At 73.9% G+C, this 23,039-nt stretch carries 22 protein-coding genes; 8 read left to right on the top strand and 14 right to left on the bottom strand.

Features of this window, described 5'->3' with window-relative positions:
• Positions 1 to 700: 700 nt before the first annotated feature.
• The 4 genes from IE170_RS16495 to IE170_RS16510 are packed head-to-tail and all read right to left on the bottom strand — an operon-like array spanning position 701 to position 7,042.
• On the bottom strand, positions 701 to 3,892 hold the full coding sequence (locus tag IE170_RS16495; RefSeq protein ID WP_189810160.1) for an SAV_2336 N-terminal domain-related protein: 3,192 nt from the start codon (positions 3,890 to 3,892) through the stop codon (positions 701 to 703).
• 4 nt (positions 3,893 to 3,896) lie between these two features.
• On the bottom strand, positions 3,897 to 4,907 hold the full coding sequence (locus tag IE170_RS16500) for an AAA family ATPase (RefSeq protein WP_189810161.1): 1,011 nt from the start codon (positions 4,905 to 4,907) through the stop codon (positions 3,897 to 3,899).
• 19 nt (positions 4,908 to 4,926) lie between these two features.
• Positions 4,927 to 6,108, bottom strand: coding sequence for a VMAP-C domain-containing protein (locus IE170_RS16505; protein WP_189810162.1), 1,182 nt, complete (start codon positions 6,106 to 6,108; stop codon positions 4,927 to 4,929).
• Positions 5,993 to 7,042: a S1 family peptidase gene (locus IE170_RS16510; RefSeq protein ID WP_189810163.1), complete on the bottom strand. Its 1,050-nt coding sequence runs from the start codon at positions 7,040 to 7,042 to the stop codon at positions 5,993 to 5,995. Before IE170_RS16510 ends, IE170_RS16505 begins: the two co-directional genes overlap by 116 nt.
• 106 nt (positions 7,043 to 7,148) lie before the next feature.
• Between IE170_RS16510 and IE170_RS16515 the strand changes: the two genes are divergently transcribed.
• Complete coding sequence (locus tag IE170_RS16515; protein ID WP_010061466.1) at positions 7,149 to 7,334, top strand: DUF6104 family protein; 186 nt, start codon at positions 7,149 to 7,151, stop codon at positions 7,332 to 7,334.
• A 495-nt stretch (positions 7,335 to 7,829) separates the two neighbouring features.
• Here IE170_RS16515 and IE170_RS16520 read toward each other — a convergent pair whose 3' ends face one another.
• Positions 7,830 to 8,309, bottom strand: coding sequence for a glycine-rich domain-containing protein (locus IE170_RS16520; protein ID WP_189810164.1), 480 nt, complete (start codon positions 8,307 to 8,309; stop codon positions 7,830 to 7,832).
• A gap of 243 nt (positions 8,310 to 8,552) precedes the next feature.
• Positions 8,553 to 8,768: a hypothetical protein gene (locus tag IE170_RS16525; protein ID WP_189810165.1), complete on the bottom strand. Its 216-nt coding sequence runs from the start codon at positions 8,766 to 8,768 to the stop codon at positions 8,553 to 8,555.
• 120 nt (positions 8,769 to 8,888) lie between these two features.
• On the opposite strand from IE170_RS16525, the gene IE170_RS16530 reads away from it, so the two are divergent.
• Both IE170_RS16530 and IE170_RS16535 read left to right on the top strand, forming a co-directional pair.
• Positions 8,889 to 10,001, top strand: coding sequence for a helix-turn-helix domain-containing protein (locus IE170_RS16530; protein ID WP_189810166.1), 1,113 nt, complete (start codon positions 8,889 to 8,891; stop codon positions 9,999 to 10,001).
• Positions 10,002 to 10,014: 13 nt separating this feature from the next.
• Complete coding sequence (locus tag IE170_RS16535) at positions 10,015 to 10,593, top strand: HD domain-containing protein (RefSeq protein WP_189810167.1); 579 nt, start codon at positions 10,015 to 10,017, stop codon at positions 10,591 to 10,593.
• 87 nt (positions 10,594 to 10,680) lie between these two features.
• Here the strand turns inward: IE170_RS16535 and sodN are convergent, their stop codons facing one another.
• The gene (gene sodN, locus IE170_RS16540; protein ID WP_125543802.1) at positions 10,681 to 11,076 is read right to left on the bottom strand and encodes a superoxide dismutase, Ni; all 396 of its coding nucleotides are present in this window, start codon (positions 11,074 to 11,076) and stop codon (positions 10,681 to 10,683) included.
• Between the two features lie 182 nt (positions 11,077 to 11,258).
• Between sodN and sodX the strand changes: the two genes are divergently transcribed.
• The gene (gene sodX, locus IE170_RS16545; RefSeq protein WP_189810168.1) at positions 11,259 to 11,672 is read left to right on the top strand and encodes a nickel-type superoxide dismutase maturation protease; all 414 of its coding nucleotides are present in this window, start codon (positions 11,259 to 11,261) and stop codon (positions 11,670 to 11,672) included.
• Here sodX and IE170_RS16550 read toward each other — a convergent pair.
• Positions 11,576 to 12,205: a CGNR zinc finger domain-containing protein gene (locus tag IE170_RS16550; protein ID WP_114054131.1), complete on the bottom strand. Its 630-nt coding sequence runs from the start codon at positions 12,203 to 12,205 to the stop codon at positions 11,576 to 11,578. The genes sodX and IE170_RS16550 overlap by 97 nt on opposite strands.
• Before the next feature lie 88 nt (positions 12,206 to 12,293).
• Between IE170_RS16550 and IE170_RS16555 the strand changes: the two genes are divergently transcribed.
• Positions 12,294 to 13,055: a class I SAM-dependent methyltransferase gene (locus IE170_RS16555; protein ID WP_189810169.1), complete on the top strand. Its 762-nt coding sequence runs from the start codon at positions 12,294 to 12,296 to the stop codon at positions 13,053 to 13,055.
• 107 nt (positions 13,056 to 13,162) lie between these two features.
• On the opposite strand, the gene IE170_RS16560 is transcribed toward IE170_RS16555, so the two are convergent.
• The 3 genes from IE170_RS16560 to IE170_RS16570 are packed head-to-tail and all read right to left on the bottom strand — an operon-like array spanning position 13,163 to position 15,890.
• Complete coding sequence (locus tag IE170_RS16560; RefSeq protein WP_308428408.1) at positions 13,163 to 13,927, bottom strand: amino acid ABC transporter ATP-binding protein; 765 nt, start codon at positions 13,925 to 13,927, stop codon at positions 13,163 to 13,165.
• A complete protein-coding gene (locus tag IE170_RS16565; RefSeq protein WP_125543800.1) occupies positions 13,927 to 14,868 on the bottom strand; it encodes an amino acid ABC transporter permease in 942 nt (313 codons plus the stop codon). Before IE170_RS16565 ends, IE170_RS16560 begins: the two co-directional genes overlap by 1 nt.
• A 59-nt stretch (positions 14,869 to 14,927) precedes the next feature.
• Positions 14,928 to 15,890, bottom strand: a complete 963-nt coding sequence (locus tag IE170_RS16570) for an ABC transporter substrate-binding protein (protein ID WP_189810170.1) — start codon at positions 15,888 to 15,890, stop codon at positions 14,928 to 14,930.
• Positions 15,891 to 16,419: 529 nt separating this feature from the next.
• Between IE170_RS16570 and IE170_RS16575 the strand changes: the two genes are divergently transcribed.
• Together IE170_RS16575 and IE170_RS16580 are read left to right on the top strand one after the other, a co-directional pair.
• Positions 16,420 to 17,622 carry an NAD(P)-dependent malic enzyme gene (locus tag IE170_RS16575; protein WP_189810171.1) on the top strand — a complete coding sequence of 401 codons (1,203 nt, stop codon included), beginning with the start codon at positions 16,420 to 16,422 and terminating at the stop codon, positions 17,620 to 17,622.
• A gap of 512 nt (positions 17,623 to 18,134) precedes the next feature.
• The gene (locus IE170_RS16580) at positions 18,135 to 19,097 is read left to right on the top strand and encodes a zinc-binding dehydrogenase (protein ID WP_189810172.1); all 963 of its coding nucleotides are present in this window, start codon (positions 18,135 to 18,137) and stop codon (positions 19,095 to 19,097) included.
• Positions 19,098 to 19,174: 77 nt separating this feature from the next.
• Here IE170_RS16580 and IE170_RS16585 read toward each other — a convergent pair whose 3' ends face one another.
• The 3 genes from IE170_RS16585 to IE170_RS16595 form a co-directional block, all read right to left on the bottom strand.
• A complete protein-coding gene (locus IE170_RS16585) occupies positions 19,175 to 20,095 on the bottom strand; it encodes a PadR family transcriptional regulator (RefSeq protein WP_189810173.1) in 921 nt (306 codons plus the stop codon).
• 1 nt (position 20,096) lies between these two features.
• Entirely contained in the window at positions 20,097 to 20,999 is a 903-nt protein-coding gene (locus IE170_RS16590; RefSeq protein WP_189810174.1) for a DUF4097 family beta strand repeat-containing protein, read from the bottom strand.
• 168 nt (positions 21,000 to 21,167) lie between these two features.
• Positions 21,168 to 22,103: a LysR family transcriptional regulator gene (locus IE170_RS16595; RefSeq protein ID WP_189810175.1), complete on the bottom strand. Its 936-nt coding sequence runs from the start codon at positions 22,101 to 22,103 to the stop codon at positions 21,168 to 21,170.
• Between the two features lie 208 nt (positions 22,104 to 22,311).
• Here IE170_RS16595 and snpA point away from each other — a divergent pair, with 208 nt between their 5' ends.
• Entirely contained in the window at positions 22,312 to 22,977 is a 666-nt protein-coding gene (gene snpA / locus IE170_RS16600; protein WP_189810176.1) for a snapalysin, read from the top strand.
• Positions 22,978 to 23,039: the final 62 nt, after the last annotated feature.

Genomic DNA, 23,039 nt, shown 5'->3' on the forward strand with positions numbered 1-23,039 from the left:
ACCGGGGCAGCCGGGGAGACCGAGCCCGCCGAAGCGGCCGAGGCGACCGGGGCAGCCGGGGAGACCGAGCCCGCCGAGGCCGGCGGGGCGACCGGGGAGGCCGGGCCTGCCGAGGCCGGCGGGGCGACCGGGGCAGCCGGGGAGACCGAGCCCACCGAAGCGGCCGAGGCGACCGGGGCAGCCGGGGAGGCCGGGTCTGCCGAGGCTGGCGAGGTGACCGGGGCAGCCGGCGAGGCCGGGGCAACCGAAGCGGCCGGGGCAGCCGGGGAGGCGGGGTCTGCCGAGGCCGGCGGGGTGGTCGGGGCAGCCGGGGAGGCCGGGGTGGTGGCGTGGGTGGCGTTTTGCGTGGCGGCCCGGGCGGCGGGCGGGGCGGTGGGGCCCCCGGTCGGCGCCGGGCGCGGGGGCGTTGGCGGCTGCGGGGCCGGTGCGGGTCGGCGGGCCGGGGGCCGGTCGGCGGGGTGCGCAGCCGGGTGCCTCGCGGGAGGCGCCCCCTCCCCCGCCGGGTGCCTCGCGGGAGGCGCCCCCTCCGGCGCCGGGCCCGACCCCGGGTGCCCCGCCACTTCCGTCCGTGCATTCTGCTGCCGAATCGCCATGGGCTGCCCGTCCCCCTGCTGGTTCGCCGTGTCCGTCGGGTGCGCTGTCCGTTCGGTGCCGCCGTTCGCTGCCGTCCCGTCCTCCGGGCCCGGTGCCTCGCGGGGTGTCACAGCCCGGCCTCCAGGGTGCGGACGCGGGAGCCGAGGGCCTCCCGCCGGTCCGCGGCCTCCTCGCCGAGCCGCCGCCACAGCTCCAGGGCCGAGCGGTAGGCGTCGAGCGCGGCCCGGGGCCGGGCCAGCCGCTCCAGCACCTCGCCCCGCAGCTCCTGGACCCGGGCGGCCAGCTCGACGGCCACCTCGCGCCGCTCGGCGCGGTCGCCGTCCAGGGCCGCCCGCCAGGCCCGCCGGTAGGAGTCCGCCGCCCGGTCGAGGCGGTCCAGGGCCCGGGTGTGGGCGTGGATCTCCTGCTGGACGTCCCCGTGCTCCCGCCAGGCCCTCGCCTGCTCCAGGGGGCTGCGGCTCTGCCGGACGGCCAGCTCCAGCAGGTACTCGGCCTCCCGCAGGTCCACCACGTCGCCCTCGTAGCCGTGCCGCAGCCGCAGCCCCTCGGCGAGCCGCACCAGGCGGTGCGCGGACCGGCCGTCGGACTGCGGGACCGCGGCCCGGCTGTCGCGGAGCACGCGTACGGCCGCCGAGGCGAAGTGCCGGCCGCCCGCGGCGCGGGCCCGCTCCAGCAGCGCCTCGCCCCACTCGGGCAGCAGCTCCCCGTACGCCTCCCCGTCCCGCGGGATCAGCCGGCGGGCCCTGCCGTAGGCGTCGGCGGCCTGCTCCAGGGCCTCGGGGTCGCCGTCCCGCGCGTACCGCGCCCGGTGCACCCGGGCCCGGCAGACGAGGGCGGCCAGGCGCAGCTCGGGGTCGCCGCCGGGTTCGGCGAGGACGAGGTCGAGGTGGCCCGCGGCCTCTTCGAGCCGGGCCGGCAGGTGGCGCAGGGCGGTGGCGAGGTCCACGCGCAGCCGCGCCGTCCCGGCCGCGTCGGGACCGGGCTCCTGCGTCGCGCCCTCCCCCGGTCCGCCGTCGGCGGCGGCGCCGGGCAGGGCCGAGGCCAGGTGCCCGGCGGCCTCCTCGGCCAGGGCGGTCCGCTCCGCCGCGTCGCGGAGCCGGGGCAGCAGCGCCAGCAGGACCCGGCCGAGGGCGGGCCGCAGCACCCGGTCGGGGGCCTGGCCGGCGAGGACCTCCAGCGCGGCCCGCGCCTCCCGAAGCGCCCCGGGGTCGTCGCGCAGCTCGGCGATGAGGGCGAGGGCCCGCACGCGCCGCAGGACGCAGTCCAGGCGCAGCCGCGGGTCGGCGCCGGAGAGGGCGGCCGCGGCGGCGAGCTCCAGTTCGGCGGCGTCCAGCAGTTCGGCGTCCGGGCGTTCGGCGAGGGCCCGCTCGTACAGCACCCGGCCGAGGAGGGCGCGGGCGGGCGCCGCGGCGAGCCCCCGCACGGCCCGTTCGGCTTCGGCGAGCAGCTCGGGGTCCCGCTGCCGGGCCCACAGCCGCAGCAGCACCTCGGCCAGCTCGCACTCCGCCTCGCCGGCGGTGTCCCCGGGCCCGGCGGGCGCCGCGACGGCGCGGCGCAGCACGGCGGCGGCCTCGTACAGGCCGCGCTCGGCGCCGCCGTCCGCGTCGTGCGCGGCGAGCCGGTCGCGGGCGGTGCGCACGGCCCAGGACCGCCGGGGCGGCGGGGCGGGCGGCTCCCGGTCGGCGGCGTCGTCCGGTACGGCCGGGCCGGGCAGGTAGCGGCGTACGACGCGGGCGGAGACCTCGGCGAAGGCCTGCGGCAGCCGGCCGGCGGGGACGCGCCCCTCCGGGTCGTCCTCGACGGCGGGCTCCCCGGTGAGCTGGGCGACCGCGAGGGCGGGGAAGTTGCGCACGCCGCGCCCGAAGTGTGCGAGGACGAACTCGGAGCAGTGCTTGAGCACGAGCGCGGCGTCGTCCCGGCCGAGCGGCCCGAGCAGCACGTCCTGCACGCCGGGCGTGAACTCGTACCACTGGCCGGGGGCGGGGCCGCGCCGCAGCAGCCCGCTGAGCAGGACTTCCGCGAGGTCGGACGGTTCGGAGTCGGGGAGCATGGTGCGCTGGACGAGCCGCATGACGGGCAGCGTCAGCGGCGCGGCCGACAGGTAGACGGCGAGCTGGACGGCGCGCGGCGAGGCGGCGGAGCGGAAGCGGCGCACCAGCTCCTCCGGCGGCCGCACGGCCCGCGGCGGGGGGACGGGCGCGGCGGGGTGGTCGGCGAGGACGCGGCCCACTTCGGCGGGGACGGGCCCGGTCCCGAGCCCGGCGACGAGGCGGGCCCAGGCGCCGAGGGCGGTGGCGTTCGGCGGCAGGACGGGCACGGCGAGCCCGCCGCCGGGCCGGCCGTGGCGCGGCGGCCGGTCGGGCCGGAAGCGGAGCCGGCCGGCGCCGCCCTCGATCCGGGCGAGGCTGCCCCGCTCGGTCGGCAGCCAGCTGCGGTTCCACAGCCGCTGCGGCAGCGGCTGGACGACGACGCAGGGGGTGCACTCGGCCCAGCGGTGCAGCAGCCGCTGCGCCTCCCCCTCGCGCCACAGGGCTCCGGCGCAGTCGGAGACGACCATGGTGAGGGCGCGGCCGCTGGGGTCGCGGAGCTGGTCGCCGGAGCGCAGCCGGGTGCCGGGGGCCGGCCCGCGGCCGAGGGCGGCCCGGCCGTCGGCGAGCCGGTGCAGGTGGTGGACCTGGACGTCGCGGAAGGCGCCGAGGCGTTCGCAGACGGTGCGGAGCTCCTCGAACATGTCCTGCCAGACGGCCATGGACGGGGAGGCGTCCATGACGAGGCGGACGGTGGCCTCGCGGCGGCTCTCGGGGCGCAGGACGGGGATGACGAGGCCGAGGGCGCGGGCGCTGGCCTCGGCGGTGGCCGGCTCGTCGAGGACGAGGCGGGCCGGCGGGCCGGGCGGGCGGTGCCGCTGGAGGGAGCGCAGGGCGCGCTGGATGTCGAGGATGCGGGGCAGGGCGGCCGCGCCGGGGACGCGTACGGGCACACCCGTGCCGGCGGGCAGCGCCGCGGCTTCCTCGGCGGCGCCGCTGACGCGGGCGGCGTAGAACCGCACCGGGTCCTCGGTGCCGGGGTCCGGCGGCGGGGGCTCCTCCTGCGGCGGCGGGGCCTCGCGGGGGCCGGGGCGGCGCAGGACGAGCGGTGTCGGCGGGCCGGCGGGGGTCGCGGGCGGGCCGATGCGGCCGGCGAGCCAGAGGGCGTCGGCCAGCTCCTCGGCGGAGGGGTCGAGCCCGGCGGCCCGCAGCAGCCGTGCCAGGTCCCGGATGGCGGGGGGCGCCGGGAGCGGTTGCTCGGCGGTGGGCATGGTCTCACCTCGGGCGGTCGAGGCGCTGGATGAGGAGGTCGGCGAGGTCTTCACGGGTCGGGGGGGCGGCGTAGTGGGTGAGGTAGATGGCGTTCAGGAGCTGGTCGGCGGCGACGAGTTCGGACTGGGAGCGGCTGAGGAACTCGCGGATGAGGTCGGCGCCGAGGCGGGCGGCGTCCTCGCCGAGGTGGGCGCGGACCATGGTGGCGAGGCGTTTCTCGCCGGGCTGGCCGAGTTTGAGCTGGATGCAGCGGCGCAGCAGGGCGGCGGGGAAGTCCCGTTCGCCGTTGCTGGTCAGGATGATGAAGGGGAAGGCCCGGCAGCGGATGCGGCCGTCGCGGACGGCGACCTTGGCGCCGTCGTCGGTGAGGACGTGCACCTCGGGCTCGGTCTCGGCGACGCGTTCGAGTTCGGGCAGGGTGAACTCGCCCTCCTCCAGGACGTTGAGGAGGTCGTTGGGGAGGTCGATGTCGCTCTTGTCGAGCTCGTCGATGAGCAGGACGCGGGGGCGGAGGGTGGGCAGCAGGGCGGTGCCGAGCGGCCCGAGCCGGATGTACTTGCCGATGCCGGGGGCGCCGCCGGGGTCGCCGCCGCCGGCGGCGATCTGGACGTCCTGGAGGCGGGCGATGGCGTCGTAGCGGTAGAGGCCCTCCTGGAGGGTGGTCCGCGAGACGACGGGCCAGCGCAGGACCCGGCCGAGTTTCAGCTCGTGGGCGACGGCGTGCGCGAGGGTGGACTTGCCGGTGCCGGGGTAGCCGGTGACGAGGAGCGGGCGGCGCAGGTAGAGGGCCGCGTTGATGGCTTCCAGCTCCTCCGGTTCGGGCCGGTGGAGCTCGGCGGCCTGCCGGTGGGCGCCGAGGCGCCGGGCGACGTTGCCGTCGGCGGAGCGGGCCGCCGCCGGCGCGTCGACGGGGGGACCGCCGTCGAAGTCCCGCCAGGGCGGCGGTTCGGGCAGGGCGTCGATCCCGTCGTGCGGTTCGCCGACGCCCCGGTAGATCAGCCATTCCTCGTTCACGTCTGTCCCCTCCCGCCCGTCACAGGTCCCCCTGGAGCGGCTCGTCCTCGGGCAGGGCGCGCGCCGGGTCGTCCCAGACGAGGGCCGTCCCGTCCGACCAGTACGCGTCCGGGTCCGCCCCGTGGGAGCGGGCCCGCAGCGCCTGGAGCCGCAGCGGCAGGGGCGCCCCGTGCCCCGCCTCGGTCAGCTCCTCGCGCAGCCCGCGGTGGAACGGCGCGCAGGACTCCCCCGGGTCCGCCGGGGGCCGCCGGGTGACCGCGACCCCGTATCCGGCCTCGCGGACCGCGTGCAGGGACCCGAGGGTGGGCTCCTGGTCGGCGGCCCGGCAGTGCACCGGCACGGTGTTGTCGGCGAGGCCGTCCAGCCAGGCCGGGGAGGGGCTGCGGGGCCGGCCGTGCGCGCAGTCGGCGCGCTCGTCGAGCAGCGGCCCGGTCTGGACGCGGCTCCAGCGGTCGGCCCGGCGGTGGGCGGCCTCCGGGTCGTGCGGCGGTCCGCCGGCGGCGTGCCCGCCGCTGCCGGCGGGGTAGCGCAGGACGACGGGCCGCTGGACGCCGAGGGGGACGCGGCCGGTGACGGTCCAGGTGTCGACGGGCAGCCCGAACAGTTCGGGGGCGACGGCCACTTCCAGGGCGGCGGGCGCCTCGTGGGTGTCGCAGCGCCGGAAGGCCTCGGCGAGGGAGTCGCGGAGCGCCTCGGGCAGGCCGGCGCGGGTGACGCGCACGCCGGAGCCGACGGGGGTGAGACGGCCGGGGTGGGCGGGCCCGGCGAGGACGGAGACCCGCCAGTCGTAGACGTCCTCCCAGCCGTGCGCCCACGCCTCCAGCAGGACGGACGGGCCCTGCGGCATGGCCTGCGCGGGCCGGCCGGGGCCGTGGGCGGGCCGGCCGGCGCGGGCGCGGCGGCGCCGCTCCCGCTCGGCGAGGCCCAGGTCGTGGCGTTCGCCGAGTTCGCGGCGCAGCGGCCGCCACAGCCGCTCGGCGGTGGCCCGCACCCAGTCCCACAGCTCCTCGTCGGCGCCGGGGGCGGGCGGCTCGCGGTGGTCGGCGACGCTGATGTCGGTGGCGTAGCGGAGCATGGCGGCGGCCTCACCGGTGCCGCCGGGCGGGTCGTGCAGCATGCCGAGGCCGTCGCGCCAGCTCAGCGGGGCCGGCAGGGCCGGATCGGGTTCCTCGCCGCGGGCCGCCTCGACGAGGGCGCGCACGGCCTCGGAGGAGCCGGGCGGGGGTAATTTCGGCGAGCAGCCCGCACAGGGTGGTGATCTCGGCGGGGGTGAGGCGGGGGCCGCCGTAGGGGTCGGCGGCGGGGAGTTCGCCGTGCACGTCGGTCCAGGTGCGGCGGCTGTCGAGGTCGCTGAGGTGCTCGTCGTAGTGGTACAGGTCGTGGGCCTGCATGACCCGGCGGTACAGGCCGATCTGCCCGGCGGCGTCCAGGGGCAGGGTGCGCAGCTGGACGACGGAGACGGCGAGCCCGCCGCCGCCGGTGTGCCGGCGGGCCTTGACGACGCCGACGACCTCGCCGCGGCCCAGGTCGACGACGGGCCCCCCGGACATGCCGGGCTCGATCTCGTCGTCGTCTCCGAGGCGGAGGGCGGCGCCGCCGGCGGCGGTGCCGCGCAGGCGGGTGGTGCGGCCGGTGATCTCGGGGATGCCGAGGTCCTCGGTGCAGCCGAAGTACGCGACCTCGTCCAGGCGGGGCCGGGCACGGTCGGTGAGCCGGACGCACGCGTGGGAGACGGGCGCGAGGACCCGTACGAGGGCCAGGTCGGGCAGGTCCCACAGGGCGTGCCGGGCGGGGCGGCGCTCCTCCAGCCGCTCGGGCAGGACGCACTCGACCCGGCCGGTGACGGTCCCGGTGGTGCGGGGGCCGGAGGAGAAGGTGATGCCGATCTCTCGTCCCACCAGCCGCACCGCAGCACCCCCTTCGCCCACGACGTGGGCACACGTCAGCACCCAGCCGGGGGCGACGAAGAAGCCGCTGCCCCAGGTCGGGTGGTTCCCCCGGTCTGCATACCCGCCGGGGGCGGGGTGGACGCGTACGGTGGCTGCCTGGACGAGGGGTTCGAGGAGTTCGTAGGCGCGCGCGGAGCCGCCGGTGCGCCGGTCCAGCATCCGCACCCCCTCACGTTCGGACGGCATTCCAGGCTAGCGCCGGTGCCGCAACGGGGGGAGGCCTTGCCCGGCCTGCGGATTATCCTGGCGGGAAACGTCCCCATGCACACCTTCATCACGCACGGAGCCCGACTTGTACTTCACCGATCGCGGCATCGAGGAGCTGGAGAAGCGGCGCGGCGAGGAGGAGGTCACCTTCGAGTGGCTGGCCGAGCAGCTGCGCACGTTCGTCGACCTCAACCCGGACTTCGAGGTCCCGGTGGAACGCCTGGCCACCTGGCTGGCCCGCCTGGACGACGAGGACGACGAGGACGAGTAGCCCCCGCCGGGACCTGCGCCGGCGCGGGCCACCCCCGCGCCCCCGGACACGCCCCCGCCCGCCGCCCGGAGCCTCCGACCGGCGGGCGCCGGCATGCGGGGGCGCGGGCAGCGCACGCTGCGCCTCCGCAGAAATGACCGAAATCGACCGCTGTCTGCACCGGCAGGTCGGACGCAGCACCGGTGAGTCGCGCCCTCCGGGCGGGGAGCACTCGGGCCGGGAGGGCGGAGGCCCGGCCGGGGCAACGGCCTTCTACCGCCCCGGGGAGCACACCCCGCACTGCACGTTGAGCGGCTCGCGGCTCTCGGGGTTCACCATGAGGGTGACCCCCGACCCGTGGGGACAGACCCGGCGCGGCCGCCCTGGCCGCCGCTCGACGTACGTCGCAGCCCACATCGCCATCGCCTCGCGGTACCGAGGGTCAAGCCAGGCATTCTCGCTCACCGCATCTCCCTCATCACGCACGGTTCGGTCCGACTGTAGGGCAAGGAGCCGTCAGGAAACCGGCGGTGCCGCACACCCCGACCCGCCCTCGGTGCACTCGGAGTGCATGCAGTCGCCGGCCCGGACCTCCGTGTCGGCCGGCGACCCCCACAGGTACGAGTCCGGCTGGTAGCCGGCCTCCCGGATGGCGTCCAGGGTGCGGTCGAGCGTGTCGGCGTCCCGACGGAGGGTCGCCGGTCCCTCGGGCCGGTGGTCCACGAAGCGGCCGATCGACGAGCAAAGGGACCGGTACATCGCCGTGTGGAGGATGAGCGCGTGCCAGCCGATGTCCACGGTCTTGGAGGGGCGCAGGTGCCGGCCCGCGGTCCGGGCGGCCGCTGCCACGAACTTGAGCGCCTCGTCGACGATCCTCTCGGCCAGCGCTTCGTCGATGCCGTCGTTGTCTCGCACCACGAGCTGCACGGCGCGGGCGAACCCCTCGCCGGAGAGCAGGTGGCGGGCGGACGTGACGAGGGCGGTGGGAGTTGCCATCATTCCTCCGGTCGCTGTGGTCGGGTGATGCGGCCCATCCCGGCCGGGGTCCTGGCAGATGCGCGGCCGGGGCGGGAGTTCAGAGGCGCCGGGGGCGCGGCTTCAGCGGTCGCAGCGGGGCGCGGTCGCAGGCGGGGTGCACCCATCCGTCCGGCCGGGCCCCGGACGCCGAGTGTCGGATGATCCGGATGCCCTCGCCGTGCACCGGCCGCTGACAGACGGCGCAGATCCGCCCAGTCGGAGTCATCGGCCGGCCGCCGGGGGAGGGCAGGAGCGGACATCCGCGTCGAGGAGCATGGCTCCCTCGTGGCCGGTGACCACGCCCCGGTAGACGGCGCCGGCCCCGAGGGCCTTCCCGCAGGCGACGCACGCCCGCCCGAGCGCCTGCTCGGCGGTCAGGTCCCAGAAGTCCTCGGGAAGCGGCGCCCTGTGGCACGGGGTGGGCTTAGGGGTCTCCATGGCGGCTCCCTGCAGGCGGTGTCAGCGGGTGGTGAAAGGAGCGTAGGATTCGCGCCTCGCCGGTCGAAGTGACTGCCGGTACGGGTACTTTGGAGACGGCGCGCAGGCTGGAGGGGCAGCATGTACAGCAACCCGAAGCGGACCCTGACCCATGGTCAGGGAGCGTCCCATCGCCCGCGTGGCGGCATCGTGTCCGGCTACATCTTTCGCGTCATCCGGAAGCAACTGGGCCACACCCAGGAGTCGCTGGCCGACGCCTTCCACGTGTCGCCCGACACCGTTGCCGGATGGGAATCGGGCCGACGGCCGCTGACCTCGCTGGCCGTCGGCCAGACGTTGGCGAACCGGCATCGCCTCATGCGCATGGGTGCGAGCGCTGCTCTTCTCCTCGCTCTTGAGAAGGCTGTGGAAGCAGATGTTCTCTTGGCGAGCGCGCTCGCCGACGACGAGCCGACAGGTGACAGCGCCTTGGGGTCATGGGTGATGCAGCGCGCCGTCGTCGAGGTGCTGGCTTGGCCGCTGACCGGGGTCACCCCCGAGCCGATGCGCGCTCTCCAGGCGCCGGCGAAGCCGCGACGCGGCCCCGCTCCCCACCGGCCTGAGCTGTCGGCGGACGACCGCCGCCGATTCTTCCGGCGCATGCGCCGGACTGCCGAAGAAGCAGGGCCCGGCCAGTTCCTCCTGCGCCGCCAGGCTCTCTACCTCGCCGGGTACGACGACGCCGCAGACACCGCGGAATGGGTGGCGCAGCACCAACGCGCAGAGCGGCCAGGAGACTGGCTCACCCAGTGGCTCACCTCCCGTTCCGTCGCCACCGTCGCCGCCCGGCAGGGAGACCGGGACCGGATGTCGCACTTCATCTCCACCGAGCTGGCCGACGAGATCGGCGAAGCCGCCAACCTCAGCTACTGGGCCTACTGGATCGGCGAGGTAGCGCACCCCGAGTTGTCGGACGACTTCATCGCCTCACCCGCCACCATGACCTGGCACGGGCACCGCCTGCTGCGACACCTCGTTACCGGGCTCTCTCCGCGGCACGGCTTCTTCGACCTCACCGTGCACACCCTGTGGGCACTGCTTGCCGCCCGCCCGGCACTTCTCCGCAGCCCCTCGGGCGCCGGACAGGCCCTCCGCGCGCAATTACCGGTGCTGTTGGATAGCACCACGGCATCGACGCGTGCGCGCCGAGAGCTGGAGGGTATCCGGTACGCGATCCGCCTCGCCGAGGCGTGAGAAGGAGACACAGGTGGCTGACGATCTGTCCGCGGTGGCGAGGTTCCTCTACGAAGCTGGCACCCTGAAGCACGCACGGCGCACAGGCTGGTGGATGGCCGGCATCAGGGACCCGGAAAGCGTCGCCGAACACTCCTGGCGCACCTCGCTCATCGCATCGCTCATCGCCAAGCTGGAGGGCGCCGACCCGGCCCGGGCTGCCCTCCTCGCGGTCTGGCATGACACCCAGGAGACCCGCACAGGGGACGTGAACCACCTCGGTAAGAGGTACGCCGCCGGCGCCGACCCCCAAGCCGTGACGGCCGACCAGTCTGCGGGCATGCCCGAGGTGCTGGCGTCGGCGATCCGGGAGCTGGTCGCCGAGTACGAGGCGAAGGACTCCCGGGAGGCGATCTGTGCGCGCGACGCCGACAAGCTGGAGTGCATGCTCCAGGGCATCGAGTACAAGGCCCGGGGCCACGAGGGCGCACAGCGGTGGATCGACAACAGCCGCGCCCGGCTGACGACCGAGACGGGGCAGCGGCTGGCAGACGAGCTCCTCGGGCAGGGCACCCTCGACTGGCTGCGGGCCGCCATGGGAGAGACGGGCTGAGCACGTCACTGGAACGCGAACGGCCCGGCCGCGTGAGCGGCCGGGCCGTCTGCATGCGCTCTGGCCGGCAGCGCAGCGGGAGCCGGCTCAGGCGGCCTTGGTCTCCCAGAAGATGCGGTCGATCTCGGCGATGAGGTCGAGGGCCTTCTGGCCGGTCGCGGGGTCGTTCGACGCCTTGGCGGCCGAGAGGGCCTTCAGGGTGTCGTTGACCAGGGTGTGCAGCTGCGGGTACTTCTCGAAGTGCGGCGGCTTGAAGTAGTCGCTCCACAGCACCGACACGTGGTGCTTGGCGAGCTCGGCCCGCTGCTCCTTGATGGTGATGGCCCGGGCGCGGAAGTCGGCGTCCTCGTTGGCCTGGTACTTCTCCTGGACGGCCTTGACCGACTCGGCCTCGATGCGGGCCTGGGCCGGGTCGTAGACGCCGCACGGCAGGTCGCAGTGGGCGGAGACCTTCGCCTTGGCGGCGAAGAGGCGGGAAAGCATGGAGATACTCCTCCTCGTGATCGTCTTCTCAAGGGCGAGATTACTCCGTGGGAGGGCGGATTTCGCGAGCGGCCCCTGAGGCTTGGGACAAAAGTCCGAGGGCGGGCGGCCGGGGGTGAGCGAACGTACGGGCCCGTGCGGCACCATGCCGTGGAGGGCTGCAGCGGGCGAGGAGGTCGGGCATGGCGGGCGGAAGGGGCACCCGGTTCGAGGTGCTGGAGGTGGCGGGGCCGTCGATGGTGCCGACGCTGCTGCACGGGGACCGGCTGGTCGTGCGGTACGGGGCCCCGGTCCGGCCGGGTGACGTGGTGGTGCTGCGCCACCCGTTCCAACAGGACCTGCTGGTGGTGAAGCGGGCGGTGGAGCGGCGCCGGGGCGGCTGGTGGGTGCTCGGGGACAACCCGTACAACCAGACCGGCGACAGCACCGACTACGGGACGGTGCCCGAGGAGCTGGTGCTGGCGACGGCCGTGCTGCGCTTCCGGCCGCGCCCGGCGGATCAGAGCTCGCTGAGGGCCCGGCTGTCCTGGGCGGTGTCCGCGCTGCGGCCGCTGCGGGCGGACGCCTCGGCTTCGAGGCGCTTGCGGGCACGGTAGGCGGCCACGTTCGCCCGGGTGGCGCAGCGGTCGGAGCAGTAGCGCCGGGACCGGTTGGTGGACGTGTCGAGGTAGGCGTTGCGGCAGGGCGGGGCCTGGCAGAGGCCGAGCCGGTCGGGGCCGTGCTCGGTGAGGTGGAAGGCCAGCCCGAAGGAGGCGATGGCCGCGTAGCCGGCGGAGGCGTTCGAGGGGTGGTCGGCGAGGTGGATGTGCCAGTCGGGGCGGCCCTCGTCGTCGAGGTACTGGTGGCCGGAGACCTGCGGGCTGACCGGGAACTCCATCAGCAGCGAGTTCAGCAGGTCGACGGCGAGGACGTGGTCGCCGCCGTCCGCGGCCTCGAAGACGGCGCGCAGCCGGCCCCGGACGTTGCGGAAGCGCGTCACGTCGGTGTCGGTGACCCGGCGCGCCATCTGGACGCTCTCGCCGAAGAGGGCGCGGACGGCCTCGACCGAGGTCAGGGCGTCCTTGTTGCGGGCCGGCTCCTCGGTGTTGACCAGGCGCACGGCATAGTCCGAGTAATGGGCCAGTTCCACTTGTAGTCCTTACGGATGCGGATTAGGGTTCGCAGTAACGGTCGATACTGATTCGAGGGTATTACGGAACGGGGCGGAGGGGTTCGCGATGGCAGAGGCTGAGGCCACCACCGACTGGCAGGCCTGGCAGGACAGCTGGGACCGGCAGCAGGAGTGGTACATGCCCGACCGCGAGGAGCGGTTCCGGGTGATGCTCGACATGCTGGAGGCTCTGGCGGGCCCCACCCCCAGGGTGCTGGATCTGGCGTGCGGTACGGGAAGTATCACGGACCGCGTCCTCAAGCGGTTCCCGGGAGCGACGAGCACGGGCGTGGACCTGGACCCGGCGCTGCTGACGATCGCGCGGGGCCACTTCGCGGGCGATTCCCGGGTCTCCTTCGTCACCGCCGACCTGAAGGACCCGCAATGGACCGCGGCGCTCCCCCACGACCGCTACGACGCCGTCCTGACGGCCACGGCCCTGCACTGGCTGCACAGCCCGCAGCTGGCGGTGCTCTACCGGCAGCTGGCGCCGCTGCTGCCCGAGGGCGGCGTCTTCATGAACGCCGACCACATGCCCGACCCCTCGACCCCGCGGATCAACGCGGCCGAGCGCGCCCACCGGCACGCCGGCATGGACCGCGCCAAGGCGGCGGGCGTGCCGGACTGGGCCGAGTGGTGGGCCCTGGCGGCCGCCGACCCGGTGCTGGCCGAGCCGACGAAGCGCCGCTTCGAGATCTACGGCGAGCACGCCGACGGGGACACCCCGGACGCGGCCTGGCACGCACGGGCGCTGCGCGAGGCGGGTTTCGCGGAGGCGCGGACGGTGTGGTGCTCGCCGTCCGACGCGCTGGTCCTCGGTCTGAAGTAGGACCTTCCGCAGGCCTTCGTAGGAACATGAGAAAAGCAGCGCTCCGCGCGCACGCGGGAGGGGCGGCACGGTGACCGTGCCGCCCCTCCCGGATATCCGCCCCGCGCTCAGAGCACCTTGGACAGGAACGCCTTCGTCCGGTCGTGCTGCGGGTTGCCGAGGACGTCGCGCGGGTGGCCGGACTCGACCACGACGCCGCCGTCCATGAACACGAGGTTGTCGCCGACCTCGCGGGCGAAGCCCATCTCGTGCGTGACCACGACCATGGTCATGCCCGACTCGGCCAGGTCCCGCATGACGTCGAGGACGTCGCCGACGAGCTCCGGGTCGAGGGCCGAGGTCGGCTCGTCGAAGAGCATCAGCTTCGGCTCCATCGCCAGCGCGCGGGCGATCGCCACGCGCTGCTGCTGGCCGCCGGACAGCTGGGAGGGGTAGTTCCCTCCCTTGTCGCCGAGGCCGACGCGGTCGAGCAGCTTGATGGCGCGCTCGCGGGCCACCGCCTTGGACTCGCGCTTGACCATGACCGGCGCTTCCATGACGTTCTCGATGGCCGTCATGTGGGGGAAGAGGTTGAAGCGCTGGAAGACCATGCCGATGTCCCGGCGCTGGGCCGCGACCTCGCTGTCCTTCAGCTCGTAGAGCTTGTCGCCCTTCTGGCGGTAGCCGACCAGCTGGCCGTCGACGTACAGCTTGCCGCCGTTGACCTTCTCCAGGTGGTTGATGCACCGCAGGAAGGTCGACTTGCCGGAGCCGGAGGGCCCGATGAGGCAGAACACCTCGCGCGGGGCGACCTCCAGGTCGATGCCCTTGAGGATGTGCGCGGCGCCGTAGGACTTGTGGACGCCCTCGGCCTTGACCATGGCAGTCGTCATCAGGCCACCGCCTTCCGGTTCGAGAGGCGGGTCAGGTTCGCCTTGAGCTTCTGGAGCGGCGTGGGCGGCAGGGTGCGCAGCGCACCGCGGGCGTAGTGCCGCTCCAGGTAGTACTGGCCGATCGAGAAGATGCTGGTCAGGACCAGGTACCAGATCGACGCGACGAAGAACATCTCCATGACCGCGAACGAGGTGGACGCGATGTCCTGGGCCGCGCGCAGCAGGTCGAAGTACTGCACGGCGACGACCAGCGACGAGGTCTTGAGCATGTTGATGAACTCGTTGCCCGTCGGCGGGACGATCACGCGCATGGCCTGCGGGAGGACGACGCGGCGCATGGTCTGCGTCTGGGTCATGCCGAGGGCGTGCGAGGCCTCGGTCTGGCCCTCGTCGACGGACTGGATGCCGGCGCGGACGATCTCCGCCATGTACGCGCCCTCGTTCAGGCCGAGGCCCAGCAGGGCGGCCAGGAACGGCGTCATGACCTGGGTCATCTCGTCCTTGTAGAACCCGAGGTTCAGGATCGGGAAAATCAGGGCGAGGTTGAACCAGATGAGGAGCTGGACGTACACGGGGGTGCCGCGGAAGAACCAGATGTAGAACCAGGCGATGGTGCTGGTCACGGGGTTCTTCGAGAGCCGCATGACCGCGAAGAGGACACCGAGGACCAGACCCAGCGCCATGGAGGCGATGCTGATCCAGATGGTGTTGCCCAGACCCCGGAGGATCGTCGGGTCGAACATCTTCTCGGGCACGGTGGCCCAGCGCACGTTGCCCTGGGAGAAGGCGTAGGCGAGCGCGGCGGCGAGCGCGAGGACGACCACGGCGCTGATCCACCGGCCGTAGTGGCGCACCGGGATGGCGCGGATCGCCTCGGGGGGGACGGCCCCGGCCGGCGGGGTGTCCGCCGGGCCGGAGGCCTTGTCGAGCTTGTCAGTCACAGTGACTGCCCTTCAGTGGTGCAAGGAAGACGAAGTACGAGGGGAGTACTCCGGGTAGGTCACTGGCCGGCGTTGATCTTGGCTTCGGTCACGGCGCCGGAGCCGGCGTTCCACTTGTCGAGGGCGGCCTTGTAGGTGCCGTCCTTGATGATCGCGTCCAGCGCCTGCTGGAGGGCGTCGCGGAGCTCGGTGTTCTTCTTGTCGACGGCGATGCCGAAGAAGCCGGCGTCCGTCGGGTTGGCGATGGCCTCGAAGTCGTTGCCGCCGCCCGCGGTCTTCGCGATGTACGCGGCGACCGGCGAGTCGTTCAGGTCGGCGACGGCGCCGCCGGCCTTGACGCGGGTCTGGGCCTCGGCGTCGGTCGGGAAGGACTCGACGGTGAGCTCGCCCTTGCCGTCCTTCTTGCACTTCTCGGCTTGGTCCTTGGCGGACTGCTCGTAGGTGGTGCCGCGCTGGACGGCCACCTTCTTGCCGCACAGGTCGTCGAGGGTCTTGATGCCCTCCGGGTTGCCCTTCTTGACCAGGATGCCGGTGGAGGCCTGGAAGTAGTCGACGAAGTCGACGCCCGCACCGGTCTTGTTGCCTTTGTCGTCCAGGCCGTCCTGGCGGGCCTTGGTGTCGGTCAGCGAGGACATGACCACGTCGCTGCGGCCCGTCTGCATGCTGCCGATCAGGGTGTCGAAGGTGCCGGACTCGAACTTGAACTCCACGCCCAGCTGCTTGGCCAGGGCCGCGGCGACGTCCGGGTCGACGCCGACGATCTTGCCACCCTCGGTGAACTCCATCGGCGCGTAAGTGGCGTCGGTGCCGACCTTGATGACGCCGGCGTCCTGGATCTTCTTCGGCAGCTTGGAGAACAGCGGCGCGCTGCTGTTGGCCGCCTGGCCCGACGGCGTCGTCGAACCCTTGTCGGTCTGGTCGCCGCAACCGGTCAGGATCAGGGCGCCGGAGACCGCGATCGCTGCGACCGCGGCGATCCGGGACCGGGCGGCGGTCGTACGACGGGTGGTGCTTGCGGTCATGAGCAGGTTCCTCCGGCTGAGCAGGGAAAAACAAGCGAGGACGGGTCGGGCACGCACCTTCGAGTGTCGCGACCTCGTGCGGTTACGGCATCTTGCCATTCGGACTGACGCATTCAGGCAGTTCGTCAGGTCAAAATCGGATAACGGGTGCCCCGAAGTGCCCACCATGACTGCGGAGCGGACGGCGATGCGCCGAAGGAACAGCTGTGACCTGGCCTTTTTGACGGATTATTTACGGAGCGTCTCGGCCGTTGGACCGAGCTCTTTGGACCTTTCGCCGAAAACCGGACAAGAGGCATCCAGTCCAGCCGGAATCGACTCGTCTGGGTGACTGTTCTTCGGGTACAACGGATCCTTACACCCCTCATCCGGGGCTCAGGGCGCGCGTGCGGCGCGCCCCGCGCGTTCGAACCTCCCCTTCGCGGAGGCGGTCCAACCGCCGATGCGGAGTACGGACGCGGTGCCCGCCCACCCCTTAACCAGGAGTGGCCAACCCTCAATGATTCAAAGACTTAAGGGGTCTAGAACAGTGGCAGCGGAGATCGTCAATCCTCGCAGCGACAGCGTTACGGACAACAACCCGGACGCGGTGTTCGCACTGCACCGGGGCGGCAAGATGGCCATTCAGGCCACGGTGCCGGTCCAGAACAAGGACGACCTGTCCCTCGCCTACACGCCCGGCGTGGCGAAGGTCTGCACCGCGATCGCGGAGCAGCCCGAGCTGGTGAACGAGTACACCTGGAAGTCCAACGTGGTCGCGGTCGTCACCGACGGCACGGCCGTGCTCGGACTCGGTGACATCGGTCCCGAGGCCTCCCTTCCCGTGATGGAAGGCAAGGCCATCCTCTTCAAGCAGTTCGGCGGTGTCGACGCGGTCCCGATCGCGCTCGCCACCAAGGACACGGACGAGATCGTCGAGACCGTGGTCCGGCTCGCCCCCTCCTTCGGCGGGGTGAACCTGGAGGACATCTCCGCCCCCCGCTGCTTCGAGATCGAGCGGCGCCTCCAGGAGGCCCTCGACATCCCGATCTTCCACGACGACCAGCACGGCACGGCCATCGTGTCGCTGGCCGCCCTGCGCAACGCCGCGAAGCTCACCGGGCGCACGCTCGGCGACCTGCGCGCCGTGATCTCGGGCTCCGGTGCGGCGGGCATCGCCATCGCCAAGATCCTCGTGGACGCCGGCATCGGCGACGTGTGCGTCACCGACCGCAAGGGCGTGGTCCACGCGGGCCGCACGGACCTGACGGACGTGAAGGCGGAGATCGCCGCCCTGACGAACAAGTCGGGCCTGACCGGCTCCCTGGAGGCGGCCCTCGCCGGCGCGGACGTCTTCATCGGCGTCTCGGGCGGCACCGTGGCCGAGGAGGCCGTCGCCTCCATGGCGAAGGACTCCTTCGTCTTCGCCATGGCCAACCCGAACCCGGAGGTCCACCCGGAGGTCGCGCACAAGTACGCGGCCGTCGTGGCGACGGGCCGCTCGGACTTCCCGAACCAGATCAACAACGTGCTGGCGTTCCCGGGCATCTTCGCGGGCGCCCTGAAGGTCCGCGCCAGCCGGATCACCGAGGGCATGAAGATCGCCGCCGCCGACGCCATCGCGGGCGTCGTGGGCGACGAGCTCGCGGCCGACTACGTGATCCCGTCGCCGTTCGACGAGCGCGTCGCCGAGGCCGTCGCGGCCGCGGTGGCCGCCGCCGCCAAGGCCGACGGGGTGGCCCGCCTGGGCTGACCGCCGCACTGCGCGTGGAGGGGCCCGGCCGGATCGGATCCGGCCGGGCCCCTCCACGTGTGCGCCCGCCCGCGGCGTGCACCCTCCCCGCCCCCGAACGGGGAGGGGTCGCACCGCGTCGGCGAGTCGTTCGAGGGACCGCCGCGCGGGCCTCGGACATCTCGGAGCAGACGCGCCCGAAATGACAGGCTCATGACGAGCTCGGCCGCGTCGGGCTGAATACTACCGGCCCAAATGGCGCGATCTCGCCATTCCGCTTAGTGTCCGAAATCCGTCAAGACCGCAGGTACAGCGTGTAGTTGGGCATGCGACAGACAGTTCCGTTCCGGCGCGGGCGCCCTCTTTCGGAAGGACGCCGCCACTCCCCCGAACGGTTCCCGCCCACGCCGTATGGGTCCCCCCGGCGACCTCGGCGGTCCCCCTCCGGCGCCCGCGGCAGGTGCGACGAAGGCCTCACCCGCGATGTGCCGACAGGGCTGGTACCGCCGCCTACCGGGCGGTAGCGTCGCGGCATGTTCGCTGCCTACGCCGCCCGTATCGACCGTGACCAGCCGCTGAGCGGCCTCGAGCTGGGCGAGCGCCCGGCTCCGGCGGCCCGCCCCGGCTGGGTGACCGTGAACGTCAAGGCCGCCTCCCTCAACCACCACGACCTCTGGTCGCTGCGCGGGGTCGGCCTCGGCGAGGACAAGCTCCCGATGATCCTCGGCTGCGACGCAGCCGGCATCGACCAGGACGGCAACGAGGTCGTCCTGCACTCGGTGATCGGCCAGAGCGGCCACGGCGTCGGCCCGGACGAGCCCCGCTCCATCCTGACGGAGCGCTACCAGGGCACGTTCGCCGAGCAGGTGTCCGTCCCCGCCTGGAACGTGCTGCGCAAGCCCGCCGAGCTCTCCTTCGAGGAGGCCGCCTGCCTGCCCACGGCCTGGCTGACGGCGTACCGGATGCTCTTCACCAACGCGGGCGTCCGGCCCGGCGACTCGGTCCTCGTGCAGGGGGCCGGCGGCGGCGTCGCGACCGCCGCCATCGCACTGGGCAAGGCCGCCGGGCTCCGCGTGTACGCGACCAGCCGGGACGAGGCCAAGCGCAAGCGGGCCGTCGAACTCGGCGCCGCGGAAGCCTTCGAACCGGGCGCCCGCCTGCCGCACCGGGTCGACGCGGTCATCGAGACCGTCGGCGCGGCCACCTGGTCCCACTCGGTCAAGTCGCTGCGCCCCGGGGGCACCCTCGTCATCTCCGGCGCCACCAGCGGCGACCGCCCCGCGCACGCGGAGCTCACCCGGATCTTCTTCCTGGAGCTCAAGGTGGTCGGCTCGACGATGGGCTCGAAGGACGAGCTGGAGGACCTGCTGTCGTTCTGCGCGGCGACGGGACTGCGGCCCGTGATCGACGAGGTGCTGCCGCTGGACCGGGCCCGCGAGGGCTTCGAGAAGCTGGCGGCCGGCGACCTGTTCGGCAAGGTCGTGCTGACGGTGTAGTCCGCAGGCGGTGCCTGCCGACCCGCCCCGCCCGCCGGTGCGGCGGAGGGGGCGGGGCTGGTGGGGCGGGCGGGGCGTCAGCGGGAGGGCTTCAGGGCCGCCGCGATGCCGGCGGCGGCCGCCGCCAGGTGGGCGTGCGCCTCCTCCAGCTGGGCCGCGGTGACGCCGTGGTCGCGGGCGGCGTCGCGGACGCCGTCGCGGAAGCGGTCCAACAGCCGGTCCAGGTCGCGCACCGGATCGCCGGTGCGCGGCACGTCCGCCGCCCAGTCGGCGGCCTCCGGAGCCGGGGCGCCCCCACCGGCCGTACGGGTGCCCCCGCCCGCGCCGGCGGCACCGCCCGCACCGCCGCCGCCGCCGCCGAGCCAGCTGCCGGCCAGGCTGCCCAGCATTCCGCCGGACTTCGCGAGCTGCTCCTGGAGCTGCGCCGCGAGCCGGGAGACCTCCTCGCGGGCCCGCTCCTGCGCCTCCTTGGCCTGGCGGCGCGCCTGCTGCGCCTCCTCCCGGGCGCGGCGGCTCTCGTCCTTGGCGCGGCGGGCCTGCTCCTTCCACTCGTGGCGGGCCCGGCGCATCTCCTCCTTCGCGGCCTTCCAGGACTCGTCCTCGACGCGGGTCTGCGTCGCGGAGGCCTCGGCCAGCATCTCCCGGCGCAGCGCCCCGGCCGCGCCGCGCACGTCGTCGCGGATCTCCGCGGCCAGCTCGGAGACCGACTCGCGGATCTCCAGCTCCAGGTCGGCGAGCTCGCCGCCCCGCCCGGCCAGTTCGGCGCGCCCGGCGTCGGTGATGGAGTACACCTTCCGCCCGCCCTCGGTGGCGTGCGTGACGAGGCCCTCGGCCTCCAGCTTGGCCAGGCGCGGGTAGACCGTGCCCGCGGAGGGGGCGTACAGGCCCTGGAAGCGCTCCTCCAGCAGGCGGATCACCTCGTAGCCGTGGCGCGGCGCCTCGTCCAGCAGCTTGAGCAGGTAGAGGCGGAGTCGGCCGTGGGCGAAGACGGGCGGCATGTCAGAGCACCTTCTTGTCGAGCGCGAGAGGGGCGGCCGGCGCGTCCCCGGCCGGGCGGCGCAGCAGGGCGATGGAGCCGGAGACGGTGGTGGCGCGCAGGCTCCCGCTGCCCGCCCCCAGCTTGCCGGTGATGCGCTTGGCGCCCATCTGGCCGGAGACGTGGAGCTCGTCGAAGCCGTTGGAGATGCCGCCGGTCGCGGTGTTGGCCTCGACGCGGGCGTCCGCGGGGTGCGGCAGGCGGACCGCGACCTGCCCGGAGACGGAGTTCAGCGCGACGTCGAGGCTGCCGGCGGGGTCCAGGTCGATCAGCATGTCGCCGCTGACCGAGTCGGCCCGTACGCGCCCGGCGGCGCCGTCGACCACGGTGAGGCCGCCGGAGACCGTGCGGAAGCCGAGCTCTCCGGTGACGGACTGCGCCTCCACGCTCCCGGAGACGGTGTGCGCCTTGACCGCGCCGGACAGCCGGACCAGCGTCAGGTCGCCGGAGACGGTGTTGGCGTCCACGTCCCCCGCGATGCCGGAGACGACGGCGCCGGCGCCGAGCGCGGCGACGCGGACGCGGGTGCCGGCCGGGACGGTGAGCGTGGCGGTGGCGCTGCGCTCCCAGGCCTTGCGGCCCTCGGCCGGGCCGGACCAGGCCTTCCACGGCTTGCTCTCGAACCACTCGCGCAGGCCCTGCGCCCCGTTCCAGGGCAGGTCCTCGTAGGAGACGGTGAGGGTGCCGCCCTCCTGGACGACGTACAGGGGCGGGCCGTCGACCGCGGCGACCTCCAGGCGGGCCGGGCCCTCGTCGGCCACGACGTTGACCGTTCCGCCGGCGATGCGGACCCGCAGCTCGGTCACCGGGGCGTCGAAGGCGATCTTCTGCGGCTCCCCCACCGACCACGTCTTCTGCTCTGCCATGGTGCTGGCCCTCCTCGGCACATGCGACGGCACGCAACATATCGCGTCTTCCTCCAACACGATATATCGCGGATTTTCGAAGTCAAGGGCATGGCGGGGCCGCGGCCGGGACCGGGCGGGCGGGAAGGAGTCGGTCCGCGCGGCGGACCGGCGGGGAAAGGGCCGGGGCTAGGAGGCGGCGAGCAGGGGGCTCGCATGGCGGTGCAGCCAGGCCCGGTACACGGGCGAGGTGTGGGCCGCCTCCAGATAGGCGGCGCGGAGGTCCTCGAAGGCCTCGGGGTGTTCGCCGGGCCGTGTCGCCAGCAGCAGGCGCACGGCGAGGGGGTCGCCGGCCAGCGGGCGGATGGCCATGTCGGCGCGGGGCCCGGAGGTGGGCTGGCAGGGGGCGACGGCCTCACCGGAGACGATCAGCGAGGCGGCGGTGTGGTAGTCGGCGTGCAGCACGGGCGGATCGAGTTCGGCTGCGGCGAACACCCGGCGCAGGCCGTCCCATTCGCCGTCGACGGAGGGGTCGACGGTCCACCGGTCGCCGGCCAGGTCCCGCAGGTCGACCACGCTCCGGCGGGCCGCGGGATGGTCCAGGGACATCGAGACGAACTGCGGCTCCCGCTCCACGAGGACCCGTAACTCCAGCCCCGGGGGGACCCGCAGCGGGCTGCCCTCCACCTCGTGCACGAACGCGACGTCCAGCTGGCCCGAAGCGACCATCCGCAGCAGGGCGTTGGGCGAGACGTCGACGAAGAGGGAGGTCTCGGTCTCCGGCCACCGGCGGTGCAGCCGCCGCAGCCAGCCCGGCAGGGCGCGGCTGGCGGTGGAGCCGAGGCGGAGCCGCGGGCCGCTCGCCATCGCGCGGGCCTCGGCGACGAGGGCGGCCATCCCGTCGAGCAGGGGGCGGGCACGGCCGAGGACGCTGCGCCCGAAGGGGGTGGGCCGGCAGCCGGTGCGCTCGCGCAGGAACAGCTCGCCGTCCAGGGCGCGTTCGATGCGGCGCAGCTGGGTCGTCAGGGAGGGCTGGCTCACGCCGAGCTGCCGGGCGGCCTTGTGCAGGCTGCCGGCGTCGGCGATGGCGCAGAGCGCGCGCAGGTGCCTCACCTCGAGCTCCATGGACCGAGGGTAGGTCGGCCACGGCGCACTTCACCAGCCACTGATACCCCCTCGAATCCCGCCATTCTCACGGAAGTCGACCCGCCGAAACCTTCCGATAGGACGGTGTTATCGGGGGCTGACATCATCCGCGGACCCGGCTTGCTCCCGCAGACTCCGGTACCGAACGACCCACCCCCCACCGGATTTTCGAGTAGGAGCACCCCACATGCGCCACTCCCGCATATCCCGCAAGACCCTGCTGGCAGCCGCCGCCGGCCTCGGTCTCGCCACCGCGCTCGGCGTCGTCCCCAACGCCGGCGCCGCCCCCGTCCCCGCCGGCAACGCCGCGTCGTACGCCGCCTACGAGCGCTCGCAGGAGAACCAGGCCGCCACCAAGGCCTTCTTCGAGGCCGTGCAGCGCTCGGTCGCCGAGCAGCGGGCCGCGAACCCCGGCGCCGCCGTGGTCACGGTCACGTACAACACCCGCAACGCGCCGAGCTTCCGCACCCAGATCGCCCGCTCCACGCAGATCTGGAACAGCTCGGTGACGAACGTCCGCCTCCAGGAGGTCTCCACCGGCGGCAGCTTCTCCTACCGCGAGGGCAACGACCCGCGCGGCTCCTACGCGAGCACGGACGGGCACGGCCGCGGCTACATCTTCCTCGACTACCGGCAGAACCAGCAGTACAACTCCACGCGCGTGACCTCGCACGAGACGGGCCACGTGCTGGGCCTGCCCGACCACTACTCGGGCCCCTGCTCCGAGCTGATGTCGGGCGGCGGCCCGGGCACCTCCTGCACCAACGCCACCCCGAACAGCGCCGAGCGGACCCGGGTGAACCAGCTGTGGGCCAACGGCTTCGCGGCCTCGGGCCTGGACGCCAAGGGCTGAGCGTCCCAGGGCTGCGCGCCTCCCTGCACTGGGCGCGGTGAACACGGCCCCGCCCCCGGAAT

It is taken from the genome of Streptomyces toxytricini (assembly GCF_014649915.1).
Classification (GTDB): domain Bacteria; phylum Actinomycetota; class Actinomycetes; order Streptomycetales; family Streptomycetaceae; genus Streptomyces; species Streptomyces toxytricini.

Bases quoted from the DNA above. Each gene is read 5' to 3' on its own strand.
- snpA (WP_189810176.1), top strand. From the start codon at position 22,312: ATGCGCCACTCCCGCATATCCCGCAAGACCCTGCTGGCAGCCGCCGCC.
- IE170_RS16595 (WP_189810175.1), bottom strand. From the start codon at position 22,103: ATGGAGCTCGAGGTGAGGCACCTGCGCGCGCTCTGCGCCATCGCCGAC.
- IE170_RS16530 (WP_189810166.1), top strand. From the start codon at position 8,889: ATGTACAGCAACCCGAAGCGGACCCTGACCCATGGTCAGGGAGCGTCC.
- IE170_RS16495 (WP_189810160.1), bottom strand. From the start codon at position 3,892: ATGCCCACCGCCGAGCAACCGCTCCCGGCGCCCCCCGCCATCCGGGAC.
- IE170_RS16570 (WP_189810170.1), bottom strand. From the start codon at position 15,890: ATGACCGCAAGCACCACCCGTCGTACGACCGCCGCCCGGTCCCGGATC.
- IE170_RS16560 (WP_308428408.1), bottom strand. From the start codon at position 13,927: ATGACGACTGCCATGGTCAAGGCCGAGGGCGTCCACAAGTCCTACGGC.
- IE170_RS16520 (WP_189810164.1), bottom strand. From the start codon at position 8,309: ATGGCAACTCCCACCGCCCTCGTCACGTCCGCCCGCCACCTGCTCTCC.
- IE170_RS16555 (WP_189810169.1), top strand. From the start codon at position 12,294: ATGGCAGAGGCTGAGGCCACCACCGACTGGCAGGCCTGGCAGGACAGC.
- IE170_RS16585 (WP_189810173.1), bottom strand. From the start codon at position 20,095: ATGCCGCCCGTCTTCGCCCACGGCCGACTCCGCCTCTACCTGCTCAAG.
- IE170_RS16510 (WP_189810163.1), bottom strand. From the start codon at position 7,042: ATGCCGTCCGAACGTGAGGGGGTGCGGATGCTGGACCGGCGCACCGGC.
- sodN (WP_125543802.1), bottom strand. From the start codon at position 11,076: ATGCTTTCCCGCCTCTTCGCCGCCAAGGCGAAGGTCTCCGCCCACTGC.
- IE170_RS16580 (WP_189810172.1), top strand. From the start codon at position 18,135: ATGTTCGCTGCCTACGCCGCCCGTATCGACCGTGACCAGCCGCTGAGC.
- sodX (WP_189810168.1), top strand. From the start codon at position 11,259: ATGGCGGGCGGAAGGGGCACCCGGTTCGAGGTGCTGGAGGTGGCGGGG.
- IE170_RS16590 (WP_189810174.1), bottom strand. From the start codon at position 20,999: ATGGCAGAGCAGAAGACGTGGTCGGTGGGGGAGCCGCAGAAGATCGCC.
- IE170_RS16525 (WP_189810165.1), bottom strand. From the start codon at position 8,768: ATGGAGACCCCTAAGCCCACCCCGTGCCACAGGGCGCCGCTTCCCGAG.